This window comes from Methylomonas sp. Uni0011, assembly GCF_056850255.1.
In genome coordinates, this window is the sequence record NZ_JBVVNO010000016.1 from 14096 (window position 1) to 38671 (window position 24576).

Sequence of the window (24576 nt, forward strand, 5' to 3'; positions counted from 1 at the left end):
AAGGATAGAAATACATGGACACGGTAGGCAAAGCGGAACGCATCACCCAGCAGCGACTGATTGGTTTATTCACCGATACCTTGCACTATGACTATCTGGGCGATTGGTCGGATCGTGGCAATAACAGCAATATAGAAGAGTCATTGTTGTCTGCTAATTTGCAACGGCGCGGCTACAGCCCGGAGCAAATCGGTATTGCGCTGCATAAACTGCAAAACGAAGCCGGCAACCATAGCCGCACCTTGTACGGCAACAATCAGGCAGTTTACAACCTGTTACGCTATGGCGTACCGGTGAAAATCGAGGCCAACCAGCCTACGGAAACGATGCATTTGATCGATTGGGAAACGGCCGGCAACAACGATTTTGCGCTGACCGAGGAAGTAACCTTAAAAGGCAATCGGGAACGGCGGCCTGATTTGGTGTTGTACATTAATGGCATTGCCTTTGCGGTGATCGAGTTAAAAAACAGCCGCACCTCGATTGGCGACGGCATTCGGCAATTGTTGTCCAACCAGCAGCCGGAATTTAATGAATGGTTTTTTAGCACGGTGCAAATCGTGTTTGCCGGCAACGATTCCGAAGGTTTGCAGTACGGCACCATCGGCACCGAAGAAAAGTATTTTCTGAAATGGAAGGAAGACGAGCAGGATAACAACGGTTACAAGCTGGATAAATATCTGCAAAAGCTGTGCAACCAACAGCGCATAGTTGAGTTAATGCATAATTTTGTCTTGTTCGACGGCGGGAAGAAAAAGCTACCGCGCGTACATCAGTATTTTGGTATCAAGGCCGCACAAAGCCACGTGCAGGAGCGAAAAGGCGGCATCATCTGGCATACCCAAGGCAGCGGCAAAAGCATCGTGATGGTGTTGCTGGCCAAATGGATTTTGGAACACCACCCCCATGCCCGCGTGGCTATCGTCACCGACCGCGACGAACTGGACAAACAGATCGAACGGGTATTTACCGAAGCTGGCGAATCCATTAAACGCACCGGCAGCGGCGGGGAATTGATGTCGCTATTGGGACAAGCGACGCCGCGCCTGATGTGTTCACTGGTACATAAGTTCGGTAAAAAAGGCGTGGACGATTTCGATCAGTTTATCCAGGACCTGGAAGCGCAACCCAGCGTCACCGTCGGCAAAGTGTTTGTGTTTGTGGATGAATGCCACCGCACGCAAAGCGGCAAGTTGCACCGGGTAATGAAAGCCATCATGCCCAATGCGGTGTTCATCGGCTTTACCGGCACGCCTTTGTTGAAGAAAGACAAGGCCACCAGCCCGGAGGTGTTCGGTAGCTACATCCATACCTACAAATTCAGCGAGGCAGTTGAGGACGGCGTGGTGTTGGATTTGGTTTACGAGGCGCGCGACATTGATCAGACCTTGGGCTCGTCGGACAAGATCGATGCCTGGTTTGAGGCGAAAACCAAAGGCCTGAATAATTGGCAGAAGGATGAGCTGAAAAAGCAATGGGGCACCATGCAGAACGTGCTCAGTTCGCGGTCGCGGATGGAGCGGGTAATCAGCGACATTATTTTCGACTTCAGCGTCAAGCCGCGCTTATCCAATGATAGAGGCAATGCCATTTTAGTGGCGTCGAGCATTTACGAGGCTTGTAAGTATTTCGATCTGTTGCAGAAAACGCCCTTCAAGAATCGTTGCGCGATTGTGACGTCCTACAACCCGCAAGCGAAGGACATTACCAAGGAAGATACCGGCGCCAATACCGAGACCGATAAGCAGTTTATTTACAACATTTATATGGAACTGTTGAAAGGCGTTGAAGCCAAGCCGGGCAAAAGTAAAACCGAAACTTACGAGGATTGGGCAAAGGCGCTGTTTTCCAGAGAGCCGGCCTACATGAAATTGCTGGTGGTGGTGGATAAGTTGCTGACCGGTTTCGATGCCCCACCCTGCACCTATTTGTATATCGATAAATCGATGCAGGATCATGGTTTGTTTCAGGCGATATGCCGTACAAACCGGCTGGACGGCGACGATAAGGATTTTGGTTACATCGTTGACTACAAAGACCTGTTCAAAAATTTGGTCAACGATCAAGGCACCGGAGCTTTGCAGGTTTATAGCTCTGAACTGGACCAGAGCGCGCCTGGCGCATCGGCTGATGTGATGATGCAAGACCGGCTGAAAACCGGCAAGGAACGGCTGGATAATGCCGTGGAAGCGATTGCCTTGCTCTGTGAACCGGTCGCACCGCCCAAAGGCGAACTGGAGTATATCCATTACTTTTGCGGCAATACGGAAATCCCCTCCGATCTGGAAGAGCGCCAACCCAAACGGGTGGCGTTTTACAAAGCCACAGTGGCTTTGCTGCGGGCGTATGCCAATCTGGCTGATGAGATGGACGCCGCCGGTTATAGCCAAGCCGAAACGAATCGCATCAAGAAAAGCATGGACGAGTATCTGGCAATTCGTGAACTGATTCGTAAAGCCAGTGGCGAAACCCTGGACTTGAAGCCCTACGAAGCCGATATGCGGCATTTGATCGATACCTATATCCAAGCCGATGAGCCGCGCCCCATCTCACCTTTTGGCGATATGCCCTTGCTGGAACTGATCGTTAAAACCGGAATTTTGGATGCCATCGACAAGCAATTGGGCAGTGTAAAAGGCAATGCCAATGCGGTGGCGGAGACGATAGAAAATAATGTCCGCAAAACCATCATCAAAAAGCATCTGACCGATCCTGAGTTTTACGAAAAGATGTCGGCGCTCCTGGAGGAGATTATCAAAGCCCGTAAGGCCAAGGCGCTGAAGTATGAAGAATACTTGAAGGAAATCGCCGAATTGGTGAAAAAGGTCCAGGCCGGAACCGGCGGCGGCACGCCGGATAAAATCAATACACCGGGCAAACGCGCGCTTTACAACAATCTGGGGAACGATGAAGCGTTGGCGCTGCAAGTCGATGAAGTGGTTAAGCAGGTTAGAGGGGATGATTGGCGCGGGAATCTACCCAAAGAACAAGTTATCAAAGGCGCAATTTATGGTGTTTTGCAAAACGGCGACGAGGTGGATCGCATTTTCAACATCATCGCCGAACATAAAGGTGAGTATTGATGGACCGCCAGATTCAGCTTGGGAAAATTGCAGTTAACGTGGTGTTTAAGGACATTAAGAATATTCACCTGAGCGTGTGCCCGCCAGATGGGGAAGTAAAGATTGCCGCTCCCGAGCATATGAATTTGGACACCATTCGTGTTTATGCCATTTCCAAGCTGACCTGGATCAAACAGCAACAGCGCAAGTTTTTAAATCAGCCACGCGAAACACCGCGCGAGTACCTCAACCTTGAAAGCCATTTTGTGTGGGGGAAACGGTATCTGCTGAACGTGGCTTATACCGAGGATGCTTTAGGCGTGTTTTTGAAACACAGCAAAATCATGCTGCGCGTCAAACCCGGAACCGACACCGAGCAAAAGCAGGCCATTCTTGAAGAATGGTATCGGACTATTTTGAAAGAAGCGGCGCGCCCGTTAATTGAAAAATGGCAGCGGCGATTGGGAGTACAGGTAAAACGGCTCTACGTTCAACGCATGAAAACTAAATGGGGAAGTTGTAATCCCGAGTCGCAAAGTATCCGGCTGAATAGCGAGTTGACCAAGAAGGCACCGGAATGTTTGGAGTACATTGTCTTACACGAAATGATGCACCTTTTGGAGCGTCGACATAATGAGCGGTTTGTCGGCTTGATGGATCACCACTTGCCAAATTGGCGTGACATCAGGGCTGAATTAAATTTGGCGACGTTGGGCTATGAAAATTGGAATCGTGACGATTTAGCGCAAACTTGATTCGTCTAATGTAACCCCCGTGTAACCCCAAATAAAAAAGGCCTAGGTGAAAAAACACCTAAGCCTTTGATAAATATGGAGCTGGCGATGGGACTCGAACCCGCGACCGGCTGATTACAAATCAGCTGCTCTACCAACTGAGCTACGCCAGCAAATTGGCTCGCCATTATACAAAAAAAATCGGATTAATCCATTTCTTTTTACCGCTGCGGCTTACTTGTTGCGGATGCTGTCTATCATGCCGGACAAGTAATCCATGATTTGCGCCAAGAACAGAATCAGCCGGTCGAGTTCAGCCTGCAAGAAGAACAGGAAATGGCTGTGGTCGAAATCCTGGTCCAGATAAAAACTCAAGCCGTTGTTAATGGTATTTAACCCCATCGCCAGCATGATCAGGGCTGCCGCTTTGAACATGTAGCCGCGCAGCTTGGCGCTCATTTTGCCGAAGGCGACGCTGATGAACAGCATCATCGGCAGCGTTCCGGCACCGAAAGCCAGCATCAACGCGCCGCCTTCCAGCACGCTGGTTGCCGTCGTCGCCTTCACCGCCATCGCAAACGTCAACATGCAAGGCATCAGGCCATTCAGAAAGCCGGCGATCACCGACCCGATCAACGGCCCTTTTTGATTGGCGGAAGCATAGCCCTTACGCAGAACCGTCAATGGAATCAGACGCAAAGAACCCTGCCAGGGAATCCAGCCCAGCACCCCCATCGCCAGCGCGATAACCACCAAACCCATCGCGATCTGCAAAATACTTTGGATCTTGCCGAACAAGCCGCTCGATACCAACACCACGCCCAATGCCGCAGCCAGCATGCCGATCGTCGCGTAAACCGAAATCCGCGTCAGTTGGTAGGCCAGATAAGGCAGGTAGCTTTTGCTTTTTCCGGCTTTCATGAAATAGCCGGATACCAATGCCCCGCACATACCGAGGCAATGGCCGCTGCCCAAAAAACCGGCGGCAAACGCCAAGGTGTAATCGAATCCGCTGGCCGCAGCCATTTCGGTCATGCCGTGCATGGCATGATCCATCCCTTCCATATTGTGGTGGTTCATTTACTTGCTCAATCTCAGAGAATTGACGATGACGGACACGGAGGATAATGCCATCGCCGCCGAGGCGATCATCGGATTCAGTTTGCCGAGCGCCGCGACCGGAATCGCTACAGTGTTGTAACCGAAGGCCCAGAACAGGTTTTGTTTGATGACGCGGATGGTAAATGCGCTGAGCTCGATGGTATCGGTCACCTTGCCGATATCGCCTTGCACCAGAGTCAGATCAGCCGATTCAATGGCAATGTCGGCGCCGCCGCCGACCGCAAAGCCGACGTTGGCCGCCGCCAGTGCCGGCGCATCGTTGATACCGTCGCCGATCATGCCGACGTTGCGGCCGTCCTGTTGCAATTGGCGGATGATTTGCAATTTTTGCTCCGGCCTGGCGTTGGCGACGACGTCGGCTATGCCAACTTTATCGGCGATGAAATGCGCGGTTTTTTCGGTGTCGCCGGTCACCATCATGGTTTTGATACCGAGACGATGCAGGCGGGCGATGGCTTCTGCAGCCTCGTCGCGCGGATTGTCGGACACGGCAAATACCGCAACCTCTTTGCCGTCTACCGCCATGTACACCGGAGTCTGGCCCTGCCGGGCGAACAAATCGGCGTGTTCAGTCAGACGTTCGACCGCCACTTGCTGGCTTTCCAGCCAAGCCTGGTTGCCCAGCAGAATTTTGTGTCCGGCCACTTCGGCCCGGATGCCGCGACCGGTTTCGCTGTAAAAATAGCCGCACTCTCCCGGCTCGACGCCCTGCTCGCGGGCGTGGGCAACCACGGCTTTGCCCAGGTAGTGCTCCGAGTTGTTCTCAGCCGATGCCGCCAATAACAGCAGTTTGGCCTCAGCCATCCGCGAGATTTTGACCAGCTTGCTAACCCTGGGCCGGCCCTCGGTAATGGTGCCGGTTTTGTCGAACACGATCGCGTTAAGTTTGCTGGCGATTTCCAGACTTTCGCCGTTGCGGATGTAGACGCCCTGCTTGGCGGCCTGGCCGGCGCCGACCATGATCGCCGCCGGCGTCGCCAATCCCAGCGCACACGGACAGGCAATCAGCAGCACCGTAATCGCATTGCCGAAGGCGAAGCCGAACGGCGCTCCGGCCAGCAGCCAACCGGCCAGAGTCGCCGCAGAAAGCCCCATGACCACCGGCACGAATACCGCCGAAATTTTGTCGACCTGTTTCTGGATCGGCAATTTGGTCGCCTGCGCCTGATCGACCATGTGCACGATGCCGGCCAGCACGGTGTCCATGCCAATCGCAGTCGCTTTGACATGCAACACGCCATTGCCGTTGACGCAACCGCCGATCACGGCGTGGCCCGGATTCTTCACCACCGGCATGCTTTCGCCGGTAATCATGGCTTCGTCGACGGTGGAAATGCCGTAGACGACCAAGCCGTCGGTCGGAATCTTCTCGCCGGGCCGCACCAACAGCAAATCGCCGATCCGGATATCGTCTATATCGATGCGCCGTTCGTTACCGCCCTCCAGCAGCAAGGTCGCGGTTTGCGGTTGTAAATCGACTAATTTGCGAATCGCTTCGCCGGCCTTGCCGCGGGCGCGCTCTTCCAGGTAACGGCCGAGCAAGACGAAGGTGACAATCGCTGCGGCGGCTTCGAAATATATATGGCCACGGCCGCGGAACAAGGCCGGCACGCTGTAACCGTAAGCCGAACCGACGCCCAATGCGATCAGGCTGTCCATGTTAGCCGCCCGTTGTTTGGCCAAGCGATAAGCCTTGCTGAAAAACTGGCGGCCGGAGCCGAACACCACTTGGGTGGTTAATGCGAATTGCAACCAGTGCAGCCAGCTCCGGCTAGCCATCGCCATCGCCGAGACCACTACTGGTATGCTCAACAGCCCTGCGGTTACGAATCGGCGCCGGGCCACGTCAATTCGTTGCAACTCCTTTTCGATCAGTTTCTTTCGTTGCGACAGCGTATCGACCGGCATTGCGCTATAGCCCAACCGTTCGACGATTTCCACCACATCAGCCGAACTCAAACAGCCCTGCACGTTTACGGTTTCGGTAGCGAAATTGACACCGGCTTTCTTCACCCGCTCGTCGCGGTTAAGCACCATTTCGATCAACAGCGCGCAGGATGCGCAACTCATGCCCTGCACCGCCAAATCGATATCGTGCAACGGCCCGTCGATGATTTTCCGTTTATCCTGTTTGATATCGGTCTGCTTTTGGGCGATGTTACCCAACACGGCATCCAGCATAATCAACAGGTTCTTTTTCGGCAGCCGGCTGGAATCGAATTCGATCACGACCGAACCGATCGCAAACACCGAGCGCACCCGTTTAATTTCCGGGCGCTTTTTCAGCAAAATTTCCAGGATATATCCGCGTTCCGGGTCGTCGGCCAACACACGCGAAACGATGCGTACCCGGTTGCGCAATTGGTGGCGCAACTCGAAATTTTTGGGGATTGGGATCTCGGTTTCCATGGGCGGGATAATCCTGTACTGGAAAGGCGAACCGGTGCGCCGCCGGCCAAGCGGCGACTCCGGGCTGAACGCTATTTAGGCCTGCGGGAGCGGACCAGTAAGAAAAACATATAGAACAAGGCCATCCATTCGTAACGGTGTACAAACGGCCGCACCAGCCATTCCTGGGTAATCCGCGTCCAATGGGTCTTGATCAAGTAGAGCACCAACACGTCATTTAAAAAATCGATCGTGGCTTTTTCCGGATCTTTGATCAGCGCTTTCGGACCTTTGACACCCAGTTTGCCGACGATCTTCGCCGCCTGCAACGTTTCCCGGCCCGCCTGATATTTTTCGCGAAACCAACCGCCGACCCGGGTTTGCTTGAAGCGCTGACTGATATCGAGCATCGATTTTTTAGCCTTGTCGGCTAAGGGCGTCTCGAACAGCCCCTGTTGTTCCAACTCGGCCACGACACGATATAGGCAAACTGCCAATTGATTGAAGCCGCAAACAGACTCGTTATAACGGATCGATAATTTGCGCTGGTTTCGATAGAGGCGCACCGAACGGACGCCGCCAGTTTCCGAGAGTTTTAGCGTAAGCTGTCTGGCGGCCTCGGCTTGGCAGGCCGATACCGGCAGTTGAAACCTGACGTGGCCGTCTCCGCGGTAACGCAATAGAAATTGTTTCTGGATTGCCATGGGTCGTAATACACACTAAAACGGGCGGTTCGGCATTGCCGAAACCGCCCGTTGTCAACTCAGCAAAGTTCGGGTTGGAGGTGTAAACCAAGCCTGCTCATTCGCTTTCTTTGGCCTCGGCAACGATATCTTCCAGGTTTTCCTTTTGGTGCAGCACGAAGTCTTTGCCTGCCTCCAGGGTCTTGCTGGCACTGGCAATGATATCTTTCCGGTATTTGTAGACAAAATAACCGGCTACCATCCCGGCACCAAACACCAGCAGTGGATGTTTCGCTAGTTTACTCATTAATTTTCCTCCAGTATTAACCGTTGCGGTCGCCAACGTACCCGCCACCACCTGCTTAGTCATCGATTGACCGTTTGCATCGGATTTGGGTTCGTGCTTGTGCGCCATAGTGTCCTCTATGCTGTTTATGAATTGGGCTGACGGGCGTCGTCTTGATCCGCTAATACTTGCGCTTCATGCAACATTTGGTAAATACCTTTACACCCTTCGCAACAAAATCTTTTGTCTCCGTCGACGGTTTTAAGTTCAAAACCCGTCACTTCAACCGGCAATCCGCAAAGGTCGCAATCTTTTTTGATTTCATCCGCCATGACACAAACCCGTTTTTGTTCGGCAAATACCGCCATTCCGTAGTGGAATTATACCTGAACCTGACAACCGGCTTGACGAAAACCAACGGCGTGATGCGAGTGACGGCAACTTGGACATAGGTTCCCGAAAGGAAAATTTTGAAGTTTGATGCGCTGACCCGCCGGTTAACGGCAGGGGCGCAGGAACCACTATCGGCGACCCCGTGCCGCTTGGCTGGAAGCCTTCATCAACGCAATTCTCAGGGCTCCGGTCAGGCTCGCACTCAAGCCAAGCCGCATCGCCAAAGCCGGCACTAAAATCATCGAAGCCACCGCCAAACCGGCACCCAAAACCAATCCGGCGGTATTCAGTTGCTGAGCAACCACTTCTTGATTCACAACTACCAATTCTTGAGCCATCTGTTTACCTCGCGCAGAAAAAATTAATGCAACGCCGATAAACAGCACAAAAAATGCCACAAATATAACTTATTGATTATGCCGAACAAAGTCCGTATGAAGCGCGATTTCTCGGCAAAAACAAGGCATATACCTTATTTCTAATGCGCTATATAACACAGTTTTTTTAATTATTGGACTCCTACCCAGCTTTCTCTTGCGCCATCCGCAACGGCCCGCCTTGCCTAACAGACTACTGCTGATCCAGACCGAATGCGGTATGCAATGCGCGAACAGCCAACTCCAGGTATTTTTCATCGACCACTACCGAAATTTTAATTTCGGATGTCGAAATCATTTGAATATTGATGCCTTCGTCGGCCAACACCCTGAACATCGAGCTGGCAATACCGGCGTGCGAGCGCATGCCAACGCCGACGATAGACACCTTAACGATGGTGTTGTCGCCAATCACCGTCGTATTGCCGCCCAAGTCAGCTTTTAAACCTTCCAACACATTCTTGGCGCGGGCAAAGTCATTGCGATTCACGGTGAAGGTAAAATCAGTGGTGCCATGAGCGGAAATGTTCTGCACGATCATGTCCACTTCGATGTTTTCGGCAGCGATCGGCCCCAAAATTTTCGACGCCACCCCCGGCAAATCAGGTACACCGGTCAAGGTCAGCTTGGCCTCGTCCCGGTTAAACGCGATGCCCGAAATTAACGCTTTTTCCATTTCTGATTCCTCGTAGGTAATTAGGGTGCCGTTACCTTCCATAAACGAAGACAACACGCGCAATTTGACGTTGTATTTGCCGGCGAACTCGACCGAGCGGATCTGCAGGACTTTCGAACCCAAGCTGGCCATTTCCAGCATTTCCTCGAAGGTAATCTGTTCCAAGCGCCGCGCTTTGGGTACTACGCGCGGATCGGTGGTGTAGACACCATCGACGTCGGTGTAGATATGGCATTCGTCGGCTTTAAGCGCCGCCGCCAGCGCCACGCCGGTGGTATCCGAACCGCCGCGGCCTAAAGTGGTGATGTTGCCGTGCTCATCGACCCCCTGAAAACCGGCCACAACCACGACTCGACCAGCCTCCAGGTCGGCGCGGATGTTGGCTTCGTCGATTTCGCGGATACGGGCCTTGGTAAAGGCGCTATCGGTCAGAATCCGCACCTGCGGACCGGTATAGGACTTGGCTTCCACGCCGATGTGATGCAACGCCATCGACAACAGCGCGATGGTCACCTGTTCGCCGGTCGACAGCAGCACGTCCAACTCGCGGTCGGTCGGTTGCGGCTGCATTTGTTTGGCCAATGCCACCAAGCGGTTGGTTTCGCCGCTCATCGCCGAGACGACGACAACGATTTGATCGCCCTTGTCGTGGGCTATTTTCACTTTTTCGGCCACCGCCTTGATCCGCTCCACCGAGCCGACCGAAGTGCCGCCGAATTTATAAACGTACAATGCCATTCTTTATTGACCTTATTGGCTTTCTTACACTGAAATTGGTGGCGGACGCTCTGGCCCGCCGTCGCGATTAACCCAGCTTGGCTTTAACCCACTCCGGTACCGCCGCCAGCGCCGCCGGCAATGCCGCCGGATCGTTGCCGCCCGCTTGCGCCATATCCGGCCGGCCGCCGCCTTTGCCGCCGACCTGAGTCGCGACGAAGTTGACCAAATCGCCAGCCTTGACCTTGTCCATCGCGTCTTTCGAGACGCTGGCTATCAGGCTGACCTTGTCGCCGCTGACCGTCGCCAACACCAGCGCGGCGCTGCCGAGCTTGTTTTTGAGTTGATCGGCCAAGTCGCGGAGGGCTTTCGGATCGACATCTTCAAGCTGCACCGCCAATACTTTCACGCCGTTGACTTCGACCGCCTGGTTGGTCATCTCGTCGCCAGCCGAACTGGCCAGTTTGCCCTTGAGTTTTTCCAGCTCCTTTTCCAGATGGCGGGTTTTCTCCAACAACTGTTGCACCTTGTCGGCGGTCTTGTCCGGCGCGGCTTTCAACAAGCCGGCGATACTCAACAAGGCCTGTTCGCGCTGGGCAATCCATTCCAACGCACCCTCGCCGGTCACCGCTTCGACGCGGCGCACACCAGCGGCCACGCCGGTTTCAGTGACGATTTTCAGCAAGCCGATATCGCCGGTCCGCTGCACGTGGGTGCCGCCGCACAGCTCGGTCGAAAAATCGCCCATCGTCAGAACCCGAACTTCGTCGCCGTATTTTTCGCCGAATAATGCCATCGCACCGGCTTTGACCGCGTCATCTTTAGCCATGATTTGCGCGCAGACGGCGTTATTGGCGCGGATTTGTTCGTTGACCAAACGCTCGACGGCGGCGATTTGCTCGGCGGTCATCGGCTCGAAATGCGAGAAGTCGAAACGCAAGCGCTCGTTGTTGACCTGCGAGCCTTTTTGCTGCACGTGTTCGCCCAACACGTTGCGCAATGCAGCGTGCAACAAGTGGGTCGCCGAGTGGTTGCGCTCGGTCGCCTTGCGGATTTCGGCATTGACGCTGACTTCGCAAGCCATGCCTTCGGCAATCACGCCTTTGACGACTTTACCCTTGTGCAAAAACAACTGGCCGCCCTGCTTTTGGGTGTCCGTGACTTCGAAAGTGCCACCGGTGCATTCGATCAAGCCGCTGTCGCCGACCTGACCGCCGGATTCGGCATAAAACGGGGTTTGGTCCAGAATCACCACGCCTTCGTCGCCGGCTTCCAAGCTCTCGACCGGTTGGCCTTTTTTGAACAGGCCGATGACTTGCACCGAGCCGTCAAGATGCGAGTAACCGGTGAATTCGGTGACGCTGTCGTGGCGTATATCCTGGTCGTAATCGGCCGCGAACTGGCCGCCGGCCCTGGCGCGGTCGCGCTGGGCGCTCATTTCGACTTCAAAACCGGCGTGATCGACGCTGAGGTTGTGTTCGCGGGCGAAATCGGCGGTCAAATCCACCGGGAAGCCGTAGGTGTCGTACAACAGAAACACCACGTCGCCGGGGATGACGTGGCCATCCAGTTTGGCAACGCAGTTTTCCAGAATTTTCATGCCCTGGCCCAAGGTTTCGGCGAAGCGCTCTTCTTCTTTTTTCAGCACCCGTTCGACTTGTTCCTGTGCCTTGACCAATTCGGGGTAGGCTTCACCCATTTCGGCAGCCAGCGGCGCAACCAATTTGTAGAAAAAGGTCTCTTGAATGCCCAAGCGGTAACCGTGGCGAATCGCCCGACGCACGATGCGGCGCAACACATAGCCGCGGCCTTCGTTGGACGGCAGCACGCCGTCGGCCACCAAAAACGCGCAAGAGCGGATATGGTCGGCAATGACGCGCAAGGAGCTGTTGCTCAAATCACTGGTGCCGGCCAACGCGGCGGCGGTTTTGACCAGATTTTGGAAAATATCGATTTCGTAGTTGCTGTGCACGCCCTGCATCACTGCGGCGATGCGTTCCAGGCCCATGCCGGTGTCGACCGACGGCGCCGGGAGCGGCGTCAGGTTGCCGTCCTTGTCGCGCTCGTACTGCATGAACACCAGGTTCCAGATCTCGATGTAACGGTCGCCATCGTCGTCCGGACTCCCCGGCGGGCCACCGGCCACGTGTTCACCATGGTCGTAGAAAATCTCGGTGCAAGGGCCGCACGGACCGACATCGCCCATAGCCCAGAAATTGTCCTTGGCGCCGATGCGCGAGAAGCGGGTCGGATCGATTTTGACTTCTTCCAGCCAAATCGCTTCGGCTTCGGAATCCTCGTCGAACACCGTCACCCAGAGTTTGGACGGCGGAATGCCCATTTCTTTGGTCAAAAAGTCCCAGGCGAAATTGATCGCGTCGCGCTTGAAATAATCGCCGAAGCTGAAGTTGCCCAGCATCTCGAAGAAGGTATGGTGGCGGGCGGTGTAACCGACGTTCTCCAAATCGTTATGCTTGCCGCCGGCCCGCACGCAACGCTGGCTCGTCGCGGCGCGGTTAAAATCGACTTTCTCCCGGCCCAAAAATACGTCCTTGAACTGCACCATGCCGGCATTGGTGAACAACAAGGTCGGATCGTTGCCCGGCACCAAGCTGCTGGACGGACGCACGGCGTGGCCGCGCTGGCGGAAAAATTCCAAAAAGGCGGCGCGAATTTCGGCGCTGGTCATATGTTTCATGGGTTTACTTCAGTTGTTTTCTAATCCATAACAAACTCGGCCTTGGCCACGCCAGAGCCACCAAACCGGATACAGCGCTGAACAAAAGGCTCAGCCCGACCGAGATAACTTGATTTTTAATGCGGCAAACACCTGCTTGATCGTCTCGCCGCTAAAGCCGCGCTGCTGCATAAACCGGCTGCGCTTGGCCCATTCGTTTGGCGGCAAGGCCTTTTCGTCGCCGTATTTACCCGCATAAACGTCTAGGGCCAAATTCAGCCAGCCGCCCTGCTCTTCGGCTTGCGCATCCAAATCGACGCCGCTGATACCGCGCTGCTGCAATTCGTAGGCGATGCGGATCGGGCCGTAGCCTTTACCGATGCGGTCGCGGACGTAACATTCGGCGTAGCGTTCGTCGTTTTGCCAGTTCTGCTCGGTCAGCGCATCGATAACCGGATTAACTTCGTCGCGCTCGAAGCCGCGCAAGGCCAACTTATCCAGCAACTCGCGGCGGCTATGCTCGCGCCGCGCCAACAATCTCAGACAAATCTCTTCGATTTGCCGGCCGCGCTCATTCGCCGTCGTTGAACTCGGGGTCTTCGTCTTCATGGGCCGGAGCGGTCGTCACTCTGCTGGCGAAGGCTTTCTCGCGAATGGCTTTTTCCAGCTCGGCGGCGATTTCCGGGTGCTCGCGCAAATACTGCTTGGCGTTATCCTTGCCCTGGCCGATTTTGTCGTTGTTGTAGCTGTACCAGGAACCGGACTTTTGCACGAAGCCGAATTCGACGCCCAAGTCGACCAATTCGCCAAGGAATGACACGCCCTCACCGTACAGAATTTCGAAGTCGGCCTGCTTGAACGGCGGTGCGACTTTGTTCTTGACGATCTTGACCCGGGTTTCGTTGCCGATCACCTCGTCGCCTTTCTTGATCGCGCCGATGCGGCGAATGTCCATCCTGACCGAGGCATAGAATTTCAACGCGTTACCGCCGGTGGTAGTTTCCGGATTGCCGAACATCACGCCGATTTTCATCCGCAACTGGTTGATGAAGATCACCAGCGTGTTGGAACGTTTGATGTTGGCGGTCAGTTTACGCAAGGCCTGCGACATCAAACGGGCTTGCAGGCCCATGTGCGAGTCACCCATGTCGCCTTCGATTTCGGCTTTCGGTGTCAGCGCCGCCACCGAGTCGATGACGACGATGTCGACCGCGCCGGAACGGACCAGCATGTCGGTGATTTCCAGGGCCTGCTCGCCGGTATCCGGTTGCGACACCAGCAGGTCGTCGATATTGACGCCGATCTTTTGCGCATATACCGGGTCCAGCGCGTGCTCGGCGTCAACGAAGGCCGCGGTGCCGCCCAATTTCTGCATCTGGGCGATGGTTTGCAGCGTCAACGTGGTTTTACCGGACGATTCGGGACCGTATATCTCGATGATTCGGCCGCGCGGCAAACCGCCGCAACCCAGCGCGATGTCGACGGACAAGGAGCCGGTGGACACCACTTCGATGTCGCGGGTCGCGGCGACGTCGCCCATGCGCATGACCGAGCCCTTGCCGAATTGTTTTTCGATTTGCATCAACGCGGCGCCGAGAGCCTTTTTCTTGTTTTCGTCCATATCCTACCTACTGTTGTCTGCCCGGTGAAAACGCGGCATTATCCCATAGAGGCCGGCCGTGAAACAGTTTTTATCGGCCGGATTGCCGGAAAAAACCGGCCGCCGCGCGCGGGTTGAACGGGAAATACAGGTGCAGATAAGACGCCTGCAAAGCACCGTCGCGAAAAAACCCTTCGCCGTGGCCAAAACTGCGTAGCGGCTGCGAAATCTGCAGCGGCTGCAGTTCGGTTTCCAGGGTCGAAAAATGAAAACTGTGACCGCGAATCTCGCCTTCCGCCAAGGCCAGACTGTGCATACCCAGGTTTGCCAGCCGACTCTGCATCGTCGCCCGGCCGGGCAACAAACCGGCCATCTCGGCGGCCTGGCCCTGCTTGTCGGCCAGACTTTCCAGCAAATACAGAAAGCCGCCGCATTCGGCGTAAATCGGTTTGCCCAGACCATGGTGCTCGCGCAAAGCCTGCTTCATCGGCAGATTCCCGGCCAGCGCCGACAAGTGCAGCTCCGGATAGCCGCCCGGCAAATACAGACTGTCGACCTCCGGCAACGCCGAGTCGGCCAACGGCGAGAAGAACGCCAACTCGGCGCCCATCGCCAACAGACAATCCAGATTGGCTTGATAAATAAACGAAAACGCCGCATCCCGCGCCACGCCAATCCGCAACCCGGCCAGCAGTTGCGGCAGCGGCTCGCCGCGGACCGGCTCGAATCTTACCGGTTGCGGCAACCGGCACGGGCCGAAGCCGTTCAGCAATTCGGCGGCTCGCGCCAAGCGGGCGGAAAGATCGCCGATTTCGTCCGCTTGCAGCAAGCCCAGATGGCGCGAAGGCAGTCCGATGGCATCGTCGCGGGCGACCGCGGCCAGCATCGGCATGTCCGGAGGCAAGGCTTCCTGCAACAGCTTGGCATGGCCGGCGCTGCCGACTTTATTGGCAATGACGCCGGCAAACGGCAGTTCCGGCCGGTAGCTGGCCAACCCATGGGCGACCGCGGCGAAGGTTTGCGCCATGCCTTGCGCGTCGATCACCGCCGCCACCGGCACGCCCAGCACCTGGGCCAAATCGGCGCTGCTGCTGTCGCCATCGAACAGGCCCATCACGCCCTCGATCAAGATCAAATCGGCTGCCCCGGCGGCACGGTAGAGCAACTCGCGGCAATGGCTCTCGCCCATCATCCACAAATCCAGTTGGTAAACCGGATGACCGGAGGCGAACGCCAATATCTGCGGATCGATGAAATCGGGGCCGGTTTTGCACACCCGCACCCGCAGACCCTGGCTGCGGAAATGGTAAGCCAGTGCGGCGGTGATGGTGGTTTTACCTTGGCCCGAAGCCGGCGCGGCGATCAGCATTGCCGGGCAGGCCAAGGAGTTTTGCAAGGATGTCATGATGAAAACGAGAGTAGCCGACCGGCGGATTGGCGCCGGCCGGGCGCTTAAAAGCGCGGGATCAGGAAGCCGCCAGCATATTGTCCAGTGCCTGCTTGGCCAGTGCGGCCTGCTCGGCAGCTACCGCGACTTGGTTGACGACATGGCCGGCCGCCAGATTTTCCAAGACCCAGCATAAATGCTGCGGATCGGTGCGGAACATAGTCGAGCACATGCTCAAGGTCGGCGCCATGAAATGCACGCTTTTGCCTTGGGCCTTGCACTCCTGGGCCAGACGGTTGACCAGATTTAGCTCGGTGGCCACCAGCCAGCGGGTATTGGCTTCGGCTTCGCGGACAATCTTCAGGATCATCTCGGTGGAACCGATGTGATCCGATTTTTCGCAGACTTCGAAACAAGCCTCCGGATGGGAAATGACGATAGTTTCCGGATGTTTAGCCTTGAAATTGTCGATTTGCTCCGGCTGAAATGCCTGATGCACCGAGCAATGGCCTTTCCAGAGGATAATCTTGGCGTCGCGGATTTGCTGCTCGGTCAAACCGCCTTGCGCTTTGTTGAAATCCCAGGTCACCATCTGTGCCAACGGGATACCCATCCGAAAACCGGTATTGCGGCCCAAATGCTGGTCCGGGAAGAACAACACTTTCTCGCGACGGGCAAAACTCCAGTTCAGGATTTTCTGAGCGTTGGACGAGGTACAGACGATACCGCCGTGTTGGCCGCAAAACGCTTTCAAATCGGCGGCGGAGTTGATATAGGTCACCGGCGTGACCGTGTTTTCGACGTCGATGATGTTGGCCAATTCGTCCCAGCATTGCTGGACTTTGACTTTGTTGGCCATATCGGCCATCGAGCAACCGGCCGCCATGTCCGGCAGAATCGCGATTTGTTCCGGCCGCGACAGAATGTCGGCGACTTCGGCCATGAAATGCACGCCGCAAAATACGATGTATTCGGCCTCGGATTGGGCGGCTTCGCGCGACAGTTTCAAAGAATCGCCGTAAATATCGGCGTGCTTGAACACCTCGTCGCGCTGGTAATGGTGGCCCAGAATAATGCAGCGTTTGCCGAGCTTGGCTTTGGCGGCGGCTATCCGTGCATCACACTCGGCGTCGTCCAGTAAGGCATAATCGTGGATGGGTAAAGCAGCGGCTGTCATGTAATCGTTACCTGGCAATGAAAGACGCGCCATTGTAGCGCCAAGCCGCTGTTTTCGATACCGCTTAGCCGGTCTGCAAAGCGAAGCGCAATAAAGTCCAGGCGATCCAGCCGAATCCCAGGGTCGTTGCGATAAAACTAAGCAGCGAATAAATCCGCCACACCGGCTTGGCCCAGAAATCGGGATCGAAGGCCGCAACCACAAATACGCCGGGATTGGTCATGCCGCCGATCACGACCAGCCAACATGCCGCCACCGGTAACTGCACTTTGGTTGCGTAAAAGCCGAGACAGAACAGCGCCATCAACGCAAAATCGACGTGAGCGCGAATCATGGTTTTGTAGTCCTTCAGGAACACGCCGTCGATGCCGGGAACCGGGAACCATTTGGCAAAAGTCATCAGCCAAGCCGACATTAAAATTGCGGCAATCATAAGTGCCGCACCGACCAGTAATATTTCCATGTTGCTATTTTTTTGTCTGAATCAAAGGCCGCCTAGCGGGGTCTCAATGCAAAGCCTGTTGCAACAGGTTCATGGTGCCGGCTCCGCCCTGGTTTTGCACATACTGTAATACGACGGGCAAAAACTGGCTGACCATGGATGGGTTCATGCCCAAGGACTGAAACGAGCCGGCCAACGCCGCCAAACTGCCCAAGGCATTGTTTTGACCACCCAACAGACTACCGGCAGCACCCAATAAACCGCTATTACTGCCGGCTGGCGGCAGTTGCGGCGCCGACGACAGGTAGCCGTCCATGCCGGGAACGCTACCGCTCAACTGAGAGAAATCGCCGGGATTCATGCGTTGTTGCGCCACCGAAAAGATCGAGCCGACGCCACCCAAAGCCTGCTGCGGACTGATGCCCAGTTTTCCGACCAGTAAATTGATCAAACTCGCTTCGTTGCCTGTACCGGTAACGGCAGAGCCCAGTGCGCCGACCGCAGCCGGCGCTTGTTGAGCGACCGGATTTTGCGCCCCACCCAAGCCGAAAATCTGGCCGGCCTCCTGTGCCGGCACACTCGCGCTTAAGCAGCACAGCGCGATCGTCGTGACATACCCGTGTAAGTTTTTCATAGTAGAGATACCCTGTTTTGCTTCAGTTTGCGAATAGACGTCCCGATCCGGCGTACTCAGCCGCTACCCAACGTGCCGGTTGGAACTTTAAATCGAAACCTTAGCCCCTGGCAACAGACAGCGTTCTCGGGTACTAAACTTGTCCCGCTATGGCACCACCGTCTCGACCAGGCAGTACCTGTCCAAACCGCATGCTCGATGGTCTCCGAACGGATTCCCGGCAACCGGTACTTAAGCTTACACTTAATAAGTATAATCGCCGGCTTAGCCTAACCATCGATCGGGTAACGATATGCAGAATATTCAAAAAACACTGGAAGACTACTACCTCCGCTTGCAAGCCCACCCCAAATACCTGCAGGTTATGACTTTACCCACCTTGCAACGTTGGGGGGTATTGATCGGCCTGTTCCTGGCGTCGCAACTTCTGGTATTCGGCAGCCTCTACCTTATTTTCGGCAAAATTGTCGTGATCGGCTTTCTCGCCAGCGTACTGGCCGGCTGCGCCACCGGCGTCGGCGCCCTGCCGGCACTGTTTTTTAAAGATATTTCCGACCGGCTGTTCAATAGTCTGCTCGGTGCCGCCGCCGGCGTCATGTTGGCCGCGACGGCATTTTCGCTGCTGGTGCCCGGCATGGAATACGGCGAACAAGTCTGGCCCGGCAAAGGTTTGTGGGTCGTCTCGGCCGGTATGCTGATCGGCGCCCTGTTCTTGCATTTCGCCGACAGCCGCCTGCCGCATCTGCATTTCGATTCGGTCAGCGACCATTCCCTGGATTCTTTGCAAAAAATCTCGCTATTCATCATCGCCATCACCATCCATAACTTCCCGGAAGGCATGTCGGTCGGGGTCAGCTTTGGTTCCGGCGATTTGAACAACGGCTTGGTGCTGTCCATCGCGATCGCCTTGCAAAACCTGCCGGAAGGTTTGGCGGTGGCTCTGCCGCTGGTGGGCCTGGGCTACGATAAATGGAAAGCGGTCGGAATTGCCACCTTGACCGGCCTGGTCGAGCCGGTCGGCGGTTTGCTGGGAATCACGATGGTCACACTGTTTTCGTCGATCCTGCCGATCGCCATGGGTTTCGCCGCCGGCGCCATGCTGTTTGTCATCAGCGAAGAAATCATCCCGGAAACGCACGCCAAAGGCCGCTCGCGCATCGCCACCTTCTCGCTGATGTTCGGTTTCATCGTCATGATGGTATTGGACAGACTGCTGGTCTAGCCGACACTTTCGACCCAACCGCCCGCCTTACAGATCAAAACCGGCGGGCCTGCCTTTGTCTTTCTCAAAAACACCGGATCCATGGACTATATCTCCCAGCTACTTGGTCAACTTCAAGCCATCAGCCCAGCCGAACTTCTGACCACCGGCGGCACCAGCTTTGCACTGATCGCCGCCGCCGAAATCGGCGATAAAAGCCAACTGGTTTGCATGACGCTGGCGTCGCGCCACCGGCCGGCACCGGTATTGTGGGGCGCGATCGCGGCATTCATGCTGTTGAATACGTTGGCCGTGGTATTCGGCACAGCGATCGCGAACTGGCTGCCGGACTATGCTGTCGCGGCCTGTGTCGCGCTGTTATTCGCGGTGTTCGGCATTCACGCCCTGTGCAATGGCGACGATGACGCAGACGGACAGGATGTTGCCGAAAAAAGCGGTCACGGCATTTTCTTCACCACCTTCTTGCTGATTACGGTCGCCGAATTCGGCGACAAGACGCAATTGGCTGTGGTCGCCTTCAGCAGTACCGCACAACCCGCTGCCGTTTGGTTAGGGTCCACCCTGGCATTGAGTTTTACATCCGCGCTCGGCGTATTGGCCGGCCGTACCGTACTGCAACGTATCCCGCTTAGCCTGTTGCATAAAGTCAGCGGCCTGCTTTTTCTGGGCTTGGCCGCCGCCGCCGGCTACAAAACCTATCTTGGCCTGGCTGCAGCCGGACTGATTCCAACCCTCTGAAACGGTTTGTCGAGTATGTCCGCCTCAACGGCTTTGCTATTACGCAGCGCTAATTACCACGCCTTCGGGTTTTAAGCTCAACGAATAATCGCCATTCAGCAGGCCCTGCAATTCGCGGCCGGCCATGTTGTAGCGCCAGCCTTGCAGCAGCAGGCAATCCTCATCGCCGAACAGCAATTGCTCCAAATCCTTGCGGCTTGCCAGTATCACCGGATTCAGCGAATTTTCCTCGGCCCGAATCCTGACCACCGCGCTCAACACATCCAGAATCGCCTCGTGTTGCTGATTCTTTTTAAAGGCGTGGTCTTTATCGGCAATCGGCTTCGGCGGCCGTTGTCTGGCCTCCTCGATCAGGCTGCACAGGGTCTTGCCGTAACGGTTTACCGTGCGTTCGTTGATGTTGCGGATCTTCCCGAGCTCGGCGAGCGTTACCGGCTGCAATTTGGCCAGCTCCAGCAGCAAATCGTCCTGCATCAACCAGTTGCGCGGTTTGTTTTCCTGCTGCGCGCTACGTTCGCGCCATTCGCTCAGGCTTTGCATGATCGACAACTGCTTGCCGGTCAATTTGTTCTTACCGCGGATTTTGAGCCAGGCGTTCTCCGGCGACAGTTGGTAGAGTTCGGGATTGTTCAACAAGGCAAAATCGCTCTCCAGCCAATTCAATCGTCCCAATTTGGCCAATTGTTCGCACATCATCGTGTAAATCTTGCACAGATAAATCACGTCGTCGGCAGCGTATTGGATCTGGTCGGCGCTCAACGGCCGCTCCGACCAATCGGTGCGGGTATGCGCCTTGCTCAAATTGACGTTCAAAAAGCTGGATACCAACATCGCATAGCCCGGATTTTCCTGAAAACCCAACAAAGGCGCGGCAATCTGGGTATCGAAGATCGGCCCAGGGATTTTGCCGGTGATCTGATAAAAAATTTCCAGATCCTGGCGGCACGAATGCAGCACCTTGACGATATTCGGCGCGTAGATGGCGTCGAACAACTCGCTCAAATCGCCGACGGCCAGCGGATCAACGCAGGCAACCCAGCCCGGCGCCGCGATTTGCAACAGACAGAACTTGGGGTAATAGGTTTTTTCGCGGAGAAACTCGGTATCCAGTGCAATCCAAGGTTCGTTGGCTATTTGCCGGCAAAGGTCTGCAATTTGGTCGGGTTTATCGATGTATTGGATGGACATGATCTCATTCTGTTTGACAAGGGGGCCGATAAAGGGCTCGGCTGGCTATTTTACTCCGCCGGCCGCGGCCCGGCTGAATAATTCGCCAATGACGGCGAACAGGAAAATTTCCTTTTTTTGGCCAGAACCATAGCGCTTTGCAACGCGCGAGTTACCATGCGGCACTTTTTTTGTTTAGTCAGTTTCAGGTAAAAGTCATGAATAAATTTGCCGTGGGTATGTTGCCCTGGTTTAGCCTGCTGCCGTTGGCCGAAGCCATCTCGGCCGAAACATCCGATAAACTGGATGCGGTGGAGGTGGTTGCGGTAACGCCATTACAGTTCAGCGGCATTGACATCAGGAAAATCCCGGCCAACGTACAAACCGTTTCCGCCGACCAGTTGCAGGAGGCACAGGCGCTTTCGCTGGCCGAGTACATGAACCGTTATTTGGGCAGCGTCAACATTAACGACGCCCAAAACAACCCGCTACAGCCGGACGTGCAATACCGCGGGTTCAGCGCGTCGCCGTTGATGGGATTGCCGCAGGGCTTGGCGGTTTACGTCAACGGCATCCGCTTCAATGAACCGTTCGGCGACATGGTGAACTGGGATTTGATACCGAACGGCGCGATCGAAAGCATGGCGCTGCAGCCGGCGTCGAATCCGGCCTTTGGTCTGAATGCATTGGGCGGTTCGATCAGCGTCAATACCAAGACCGGCTTTTCCGCGCCCGGTCACAGCTTCGAGGCTCAAGGCGGCTCTTGGGACCGGCATTCCGAAGAAGTCAGCAGCGGCTGGAACAACGGCACCTGGGGTTATTTCCTGGATTTCAAATACTTCAACGAGAAAGGCTGGCGAGCCCATTCTCCCAGCGAGGCCAAACAAGGTTTCGGCACGTTAAGCTGGCGCGGCGTCAAATCCAGTCTGGACCTAAGCATTGCCGGCACCGAGAACACCTTGCGCGGCAACGGCGCGCTACCGCAACAAATGCTGGCTTTCGGCCGCGATCAGGTCTTTACCCACCCGGACATCACCCGCAACCGCATGCTGTTGGTATCCTTGGACGGCGATACCTGGTTAAACGATCACAACCAGTTATCCGGCACCATGTACTACCGACGCAATAAAATCGGCACTTATAACGGCGACGGTAGCGAATTCGGTCCCTGCGTCGACGAAGGCGGCGGCGAGGACAATTTCTTGTGCTCCGAATCCGGCGGAGAACTGGACGACGAGGGCCTATTGGATCTTAACGGAAACAACATCGGCGCGCTCTCCAGCTTGGAAGGCGGCACGATCAATACCTCCAGCACGCTGCAACAATCCTTCGGTTTTGCACTGCAGGATGCCTTCGACCACAAGATTTTCGGTCGCAACAACCGTCTGGTCGGCGGCGCCAGCTTTGACTACGGTAACGCGCGTTACCACGCCGACACCCAACTGGGTTCATTGACCGCCGACCGCGGTGTGGCCGGCGGCGGCGTATTGATTCAAGACGCTCACGTCCGTTTGACCACCGAGACCGACAACTACGGCGTTTTCCTGACCGATACTTTTTCTGTGACCGACCAATTGGACGTCACGGTTTCCGGACGCTACAACCAATCCCACATCAAACTGCGCGATCACGTCGGCGAAGATTTGAACGGCTCGCATTCTTTCGACCGCTTCAATCCGGCCGCCGGCTTTACCTACACCGTAATGCCGGAATTGACCTTCTTCGGCAACTACAGCGAATCGTCGCGAGTGCCGACACCGATGGAGTTGAGCTGTGCCAATCCCGACGATCCGTGCCGACTGCCGAACGCATTCGTCTCCGATCCGCCGTTGAAGCAAGTGGTCGCAAACACCTTCGAAACCGGTCTGCGCGGCCGCTTGAAAAACCTGTTGCCGGGCTATCTGGACTGGAATCTGGCGCTGTTCCGCACCATCAACAACGACGACATCATCTTCAAAAGTACCGGCGGCGTCGGCAGCAACCTGGGTTACTTCGACAATGTCGGCTCGACCCTGCGCCAAGGCGTCGAACTCGGCCTGAACGGAAACTTTTACGAACGTTGGCGCTGGTCGACCCATTACACCTATATCGACGCCAGCTTCGAAACCGGCTTTCTGTCCAGCAGCCCCAACAACCCAATGGCGGACGGTAACGGCGACATCGTCGTGCGACCCGGCGATAAATTGCCCGGCATCCCGGCCCACCAATTCAAATTCAGTACCGACTTCGACATCGTCTCGGCCTGGACCTTGGGCATGGACATGAACTACAACAGCTCGCAATACCTACGTGGCGACGAGGCCAATCTGACGGCCAAACTGCCGGCTTTCGTCGTGTTCAACCTGCGTAGCGAGTACCGCTTTAATCCAAACGTCACCTTGTTCGGTAGAGTGACCAACTTGTTCGACCGCGAATACGCCAACTTCGGCACCTGGGGTAATACCGGGGATGTATTGGACGGCCTGGGTTTGCCGGGCGATCAACAAAGCCGCTTCGTCGGCGTCGGTGCGCCCCGAGCGGCCTGGATCGGCATTCGCCTGACGATGTAATCTTCACCAATGAAAACGGCGGTTCAACCGCCGTTTTCGTCTCCGCCAACATTGCGCTGTTGTCTGAATTTATTGGGCTTGATGCGTTTGATGTTCAGCTTTTGCGAGCCGATTTCGGTTTCTGCCAATAACTGAAAGACATCTGCCGGCATGCCGTCGGGCAACTCCACCAGCGTATAGGTGTCTCGAATGTCAATCCGGCCGATGCGTTTTCTGTCGACGCCGGACTCCGATACCAATACCGCCTGAATCTGGTCGCGACTGACTTGGTGTTGATTGCCGACCGCGAGGCGGTAACGAACCATTTTATAGTTGGGCTGAATCGAGCGGCTCGGTTCCGCCGGCTGGCGTTTCAGGGGCGGATACAGATTCGGCTGGTTCATGAATACCAACGCCGCGGCGCAAGTCAGCAGGTCGATATTCAAATCGGCCGCTATCCGTTGTACCAAGTCGCGCTGCCGAGTCAAATCCTCTTCTCTGGCAACCCGTTGCAGGCGGCGTTTGAATTTATCTTCTTTTCTCGGCTCAACCGGAATCGCGCTCAT

At 55.6% G+C, this 24576-nt stretch carries 21 protein-coding genes and 1 tRNA gene; 5 read left to right on the top strand and 17 right to left on the bottom strand.

The features are described 5' to 3' along the window. Positions 1-14 precede the first annotated feature (14 nt). Together AC0IM9_RS15765 and AC0IM9_RS15770 are read left to right on the top strand one after the other, a co-directional pair. Positions 15-3083 (top strand): type I restriction endonuclease subunit R, encoded by a 3069-nt coding sequence (locus AC0IM9_RS15765; RefSeq protein WP_482804634.1) that lies wholly within the window; start codon positions 15-17, stop codon positions 3081-3083. Beyond that, positions 3083-3817: a M48 family metallopeptidase gene (locus tag AC0IM9_RS15770; RefSeq protein WP_482804635.1), complete on the top strand. Its 735-nt coding sequence runs from the start codon at positions 3083-3085 to the stop codon at positions 3815-3817. Before AC0IM9_RS15765 ends, AC0IM9_RS15770 begins: the two co-directional genes overlap by 1 nt. Positions 3818-3893: 76 nt before the next feature. Here the strand turns inward: AC0IM9_RS15770 and AC0IM9_RS15775 are convergent. From AC0IM9_RS15775 to AC0IM9_RS15845, 15 genes are all read right to left on the bottom strand, one after another. Beyond that, a tRNA-Thr gene (locus AC0IM9_RS15775) sits at positions 3894-3969 on the bottom strand. 61 nt (positions 3970-4030) lie between these two features. Then, positions 4031-4876: a sulfite exporter TauE/SafE family protein gene (locus AC0IM9_RS15780; protein WP_278212525.1), complete on the bottom strand. Its 846-nt coding sequence runs from the start codon at positions 4874-4876 to the stop codon at positions 4031-4033. Then, complete coding sequence (locus tag AC0IM9_RS15785; protein ID WP_482804636.1) at positions 4877-7327, bottom strand: heavy metal translocating P-type ATPase; 2451 nt, start codon at positions 7325-7327, stop codon at positions 4877-4879. A 71-nt stretch (positions 7328-7398) separates the two neighbouring features. Continuing rightward, a complete protein-coding gene (locus AC0IM9_RS15790; RefSeq protein ID WP_140912351.1) occupies positions 7399-8010 on the bottom strand; it encodes a hypothetical protein in 612 nt (203 codons plus the stop codon). A gap of 97 nt (positions 8011-8107) precedes the next feature. Beyond that, a complete protein-coding gene (locus AC0IM9_RS15795; protein ID WP_186289570.1) occupies positions 8108-8404 on the bottom strand; it encodes a hypothetical protein in 297 nt (98 codons plus the stop codon). Between the two features lie 17 nt (positions 8405-8421). Further along, positions 8422-8643, bottom strand: coding sequence for a heavy metal translocating P-type ATPase metal-binding domain-containing protein (locus AC0IM9_RS15800; protein ID WP_260839292.1), 222 nt, complete (start codon positions 8641-8643; stop codon positions 8422-8424). Between the two features lie 153 nt (positions 8644-8796). After that, the gene (locus AC0IM9_RS15805; RefSeq protein ID WP_186289575.1) at positions 8797-9006 is read right to left on the bottom strand and encodes a hypothetical protein; all 210 of its coding nucleotides are present in this window, start codon (positions 9004-9006) and stop codon (positions 8797-8799) included. A 232-nt stretch (positions 9007-9238) separates the two neighbouring features. Beyond that, the gene (locus tag AC0IM9_RS15810) at positions 9239-10459 is read right to left on the bottom strand and encodes an aspartate kinase (protein ID WP_482804637.1); all 1221 of its coding nucleotides are present in this window, start codon (positions 10457-10459) and stop codon (positions 9239-9241) included. A gap of 67 nt (positions 10460-10526) precedes the next feature. Beyond that, positions 10527-13136 carry an alanine--tRNA ligase gene (gene alaS / locus AC0IM9_RS15815; RefSeq protein ID WP_482804638.1) on the bottom strand — a complete coding sequence of 870 codons (2610 nt, stop codon included), beginning with the start codon at positions 13134-13136 and terminating at the stop codon, positions 10527-10529. 90 nt (positions 13137-13226) lie between these two features. Beyond that, on the bottom strand, positions 13227-13724 hold the full coding sequence (locus tag AC0IM9_RS15820; RefSeq protein WP_482804639.1) for a regulatory protein RecX: 498 nt from the start codon (positions 13722-13724) through the stop codon (positions 13227-13229). After that, on the bottom strand, positions 13687-14736 hold the full coding sequence (gene recA / locus AC0IM9_RS15825) for a recombinase RecA (protein ID WP_140912354.1): 1050 nt from the start codon (positions 14734-14736) through the stop codon (positions 13687-13689). The genes AC0IM9_RS15820 and recA overlap by 38 nt, the downstream gene beginning before the upstream one ends. Before the next feature lie 70 nt (positions 14737-14806). After that, complete coding sequence (locus AC0IM9_RS15830) at positions 14807-16120, bottom strand: cobyrinic acid a,c-diamide synthase CobB (RefSeq protein ID WP_482804640.1); 1314 nt, start codon at positions 16118-16120, stop codon at positions 14807-14809. 61 nt (positions 16121-16181) lie between these two features. Next, entirely contained in the window at positions 16182-17279 is a 1098-nt protein-coding gene (gene nadA / locus AC0IM9_RS15835) for a quinolinate synthase NadA (protein WP_278212536.1), read from the bottom strand. 64 nt (positions 17280-17343) lie between these two features. Then, positions 17344-17712 (bottom strand): hypothetical protein, encoded by a 369-nt coding sequence (locus tag AC0IM9_RS15840; RefSeq protein WP_482804641.1) that lies wholly within the window; start codon positions 17710-17712, stop codon positions 17344-17346. A gap of 73 nt (positions 17713-17785) precedes the next feature. After that, on the bottom strand, positions 17786-18355 hold the full coding sequence (locus tag AC0IM9_RS15845) for a DUF2780 domain-containing protein (protein ID WP_482804642.1): 570 nt from the start codon (positions 18353-18355) through the stop codon (positions 17786-17788). 292 nt (positions 18356-18647) lie between these two features. Between AC0IM9_RS15845 and AC0IM9_RS15850 the strand changes: the two genes are divergently transcribed. Together AC0IM9_RS15850 and AC0IM9_RS15855 are read left to right on the top strand one after the other, a co-directional pair. Continuing rightward, on the top strand, positions 18648-19577 hold the full coding sequence (locus AC0IM9_RS15850; protein ID WP_482804643.1) for a ZIP family metal transporter: 930 nt from the start codon (positions 18648-18650) through the stop codon (positions 19575-19577). Between the two features lie 81 nt (positions 19578-19658). Further along, positions 19659-20315, top strand: coding sequence for a TMEM165/GDT1 family protein (locus tag AC0IM9_RS15855; protein WP_482804644.1), 657 nt, complete (start codon positions 19659-19661; stop codon positions 20313-20315). 39 nt (positions 20316-20354) lie between these two features. On the opposite strand, the gene rnd is transcribed toward AC0IM9_RS15855, so the two are convergent. After that, entirely contained in the window at positions 20355-21503 is a 1149-nt protein-coding gene (rnd, locus tag AC0IM9_RS15860; RefSeq protein WP_278212541.1) for a ribonuclease D, read from the bottom strand. Positions 21504-21700: 197 nt separating this feature from the next. On the opposite strand from rnd, the gene AC0IM9_RS15865 reads away from it, so the two are divergent. After that, entirely contained in the window at positions 21701-24031 is a 2331-nt protein-coding gene (locus AC0IM9_RS15865; protein WP_482804645.1) for a TonB-dependent receptor, read from the top strand. Between the two features lie 23 nt (positions 24032-24054). On the opposite strand, the gene AC0IM9_RS15870 is transcribed toward AC0IM9_RS15865, so the two are convergent. Then, positions 24055-24576 (bottom strand): DbpA RNA binding domain-containing protein, encoded by a 522-nt coding sequence (locus AC0IM9_RS15870; RefSeq protein WP_140912362.1) that lies wholly within the window; start codon positions 24574-24576, stop codon positions 24055-24057.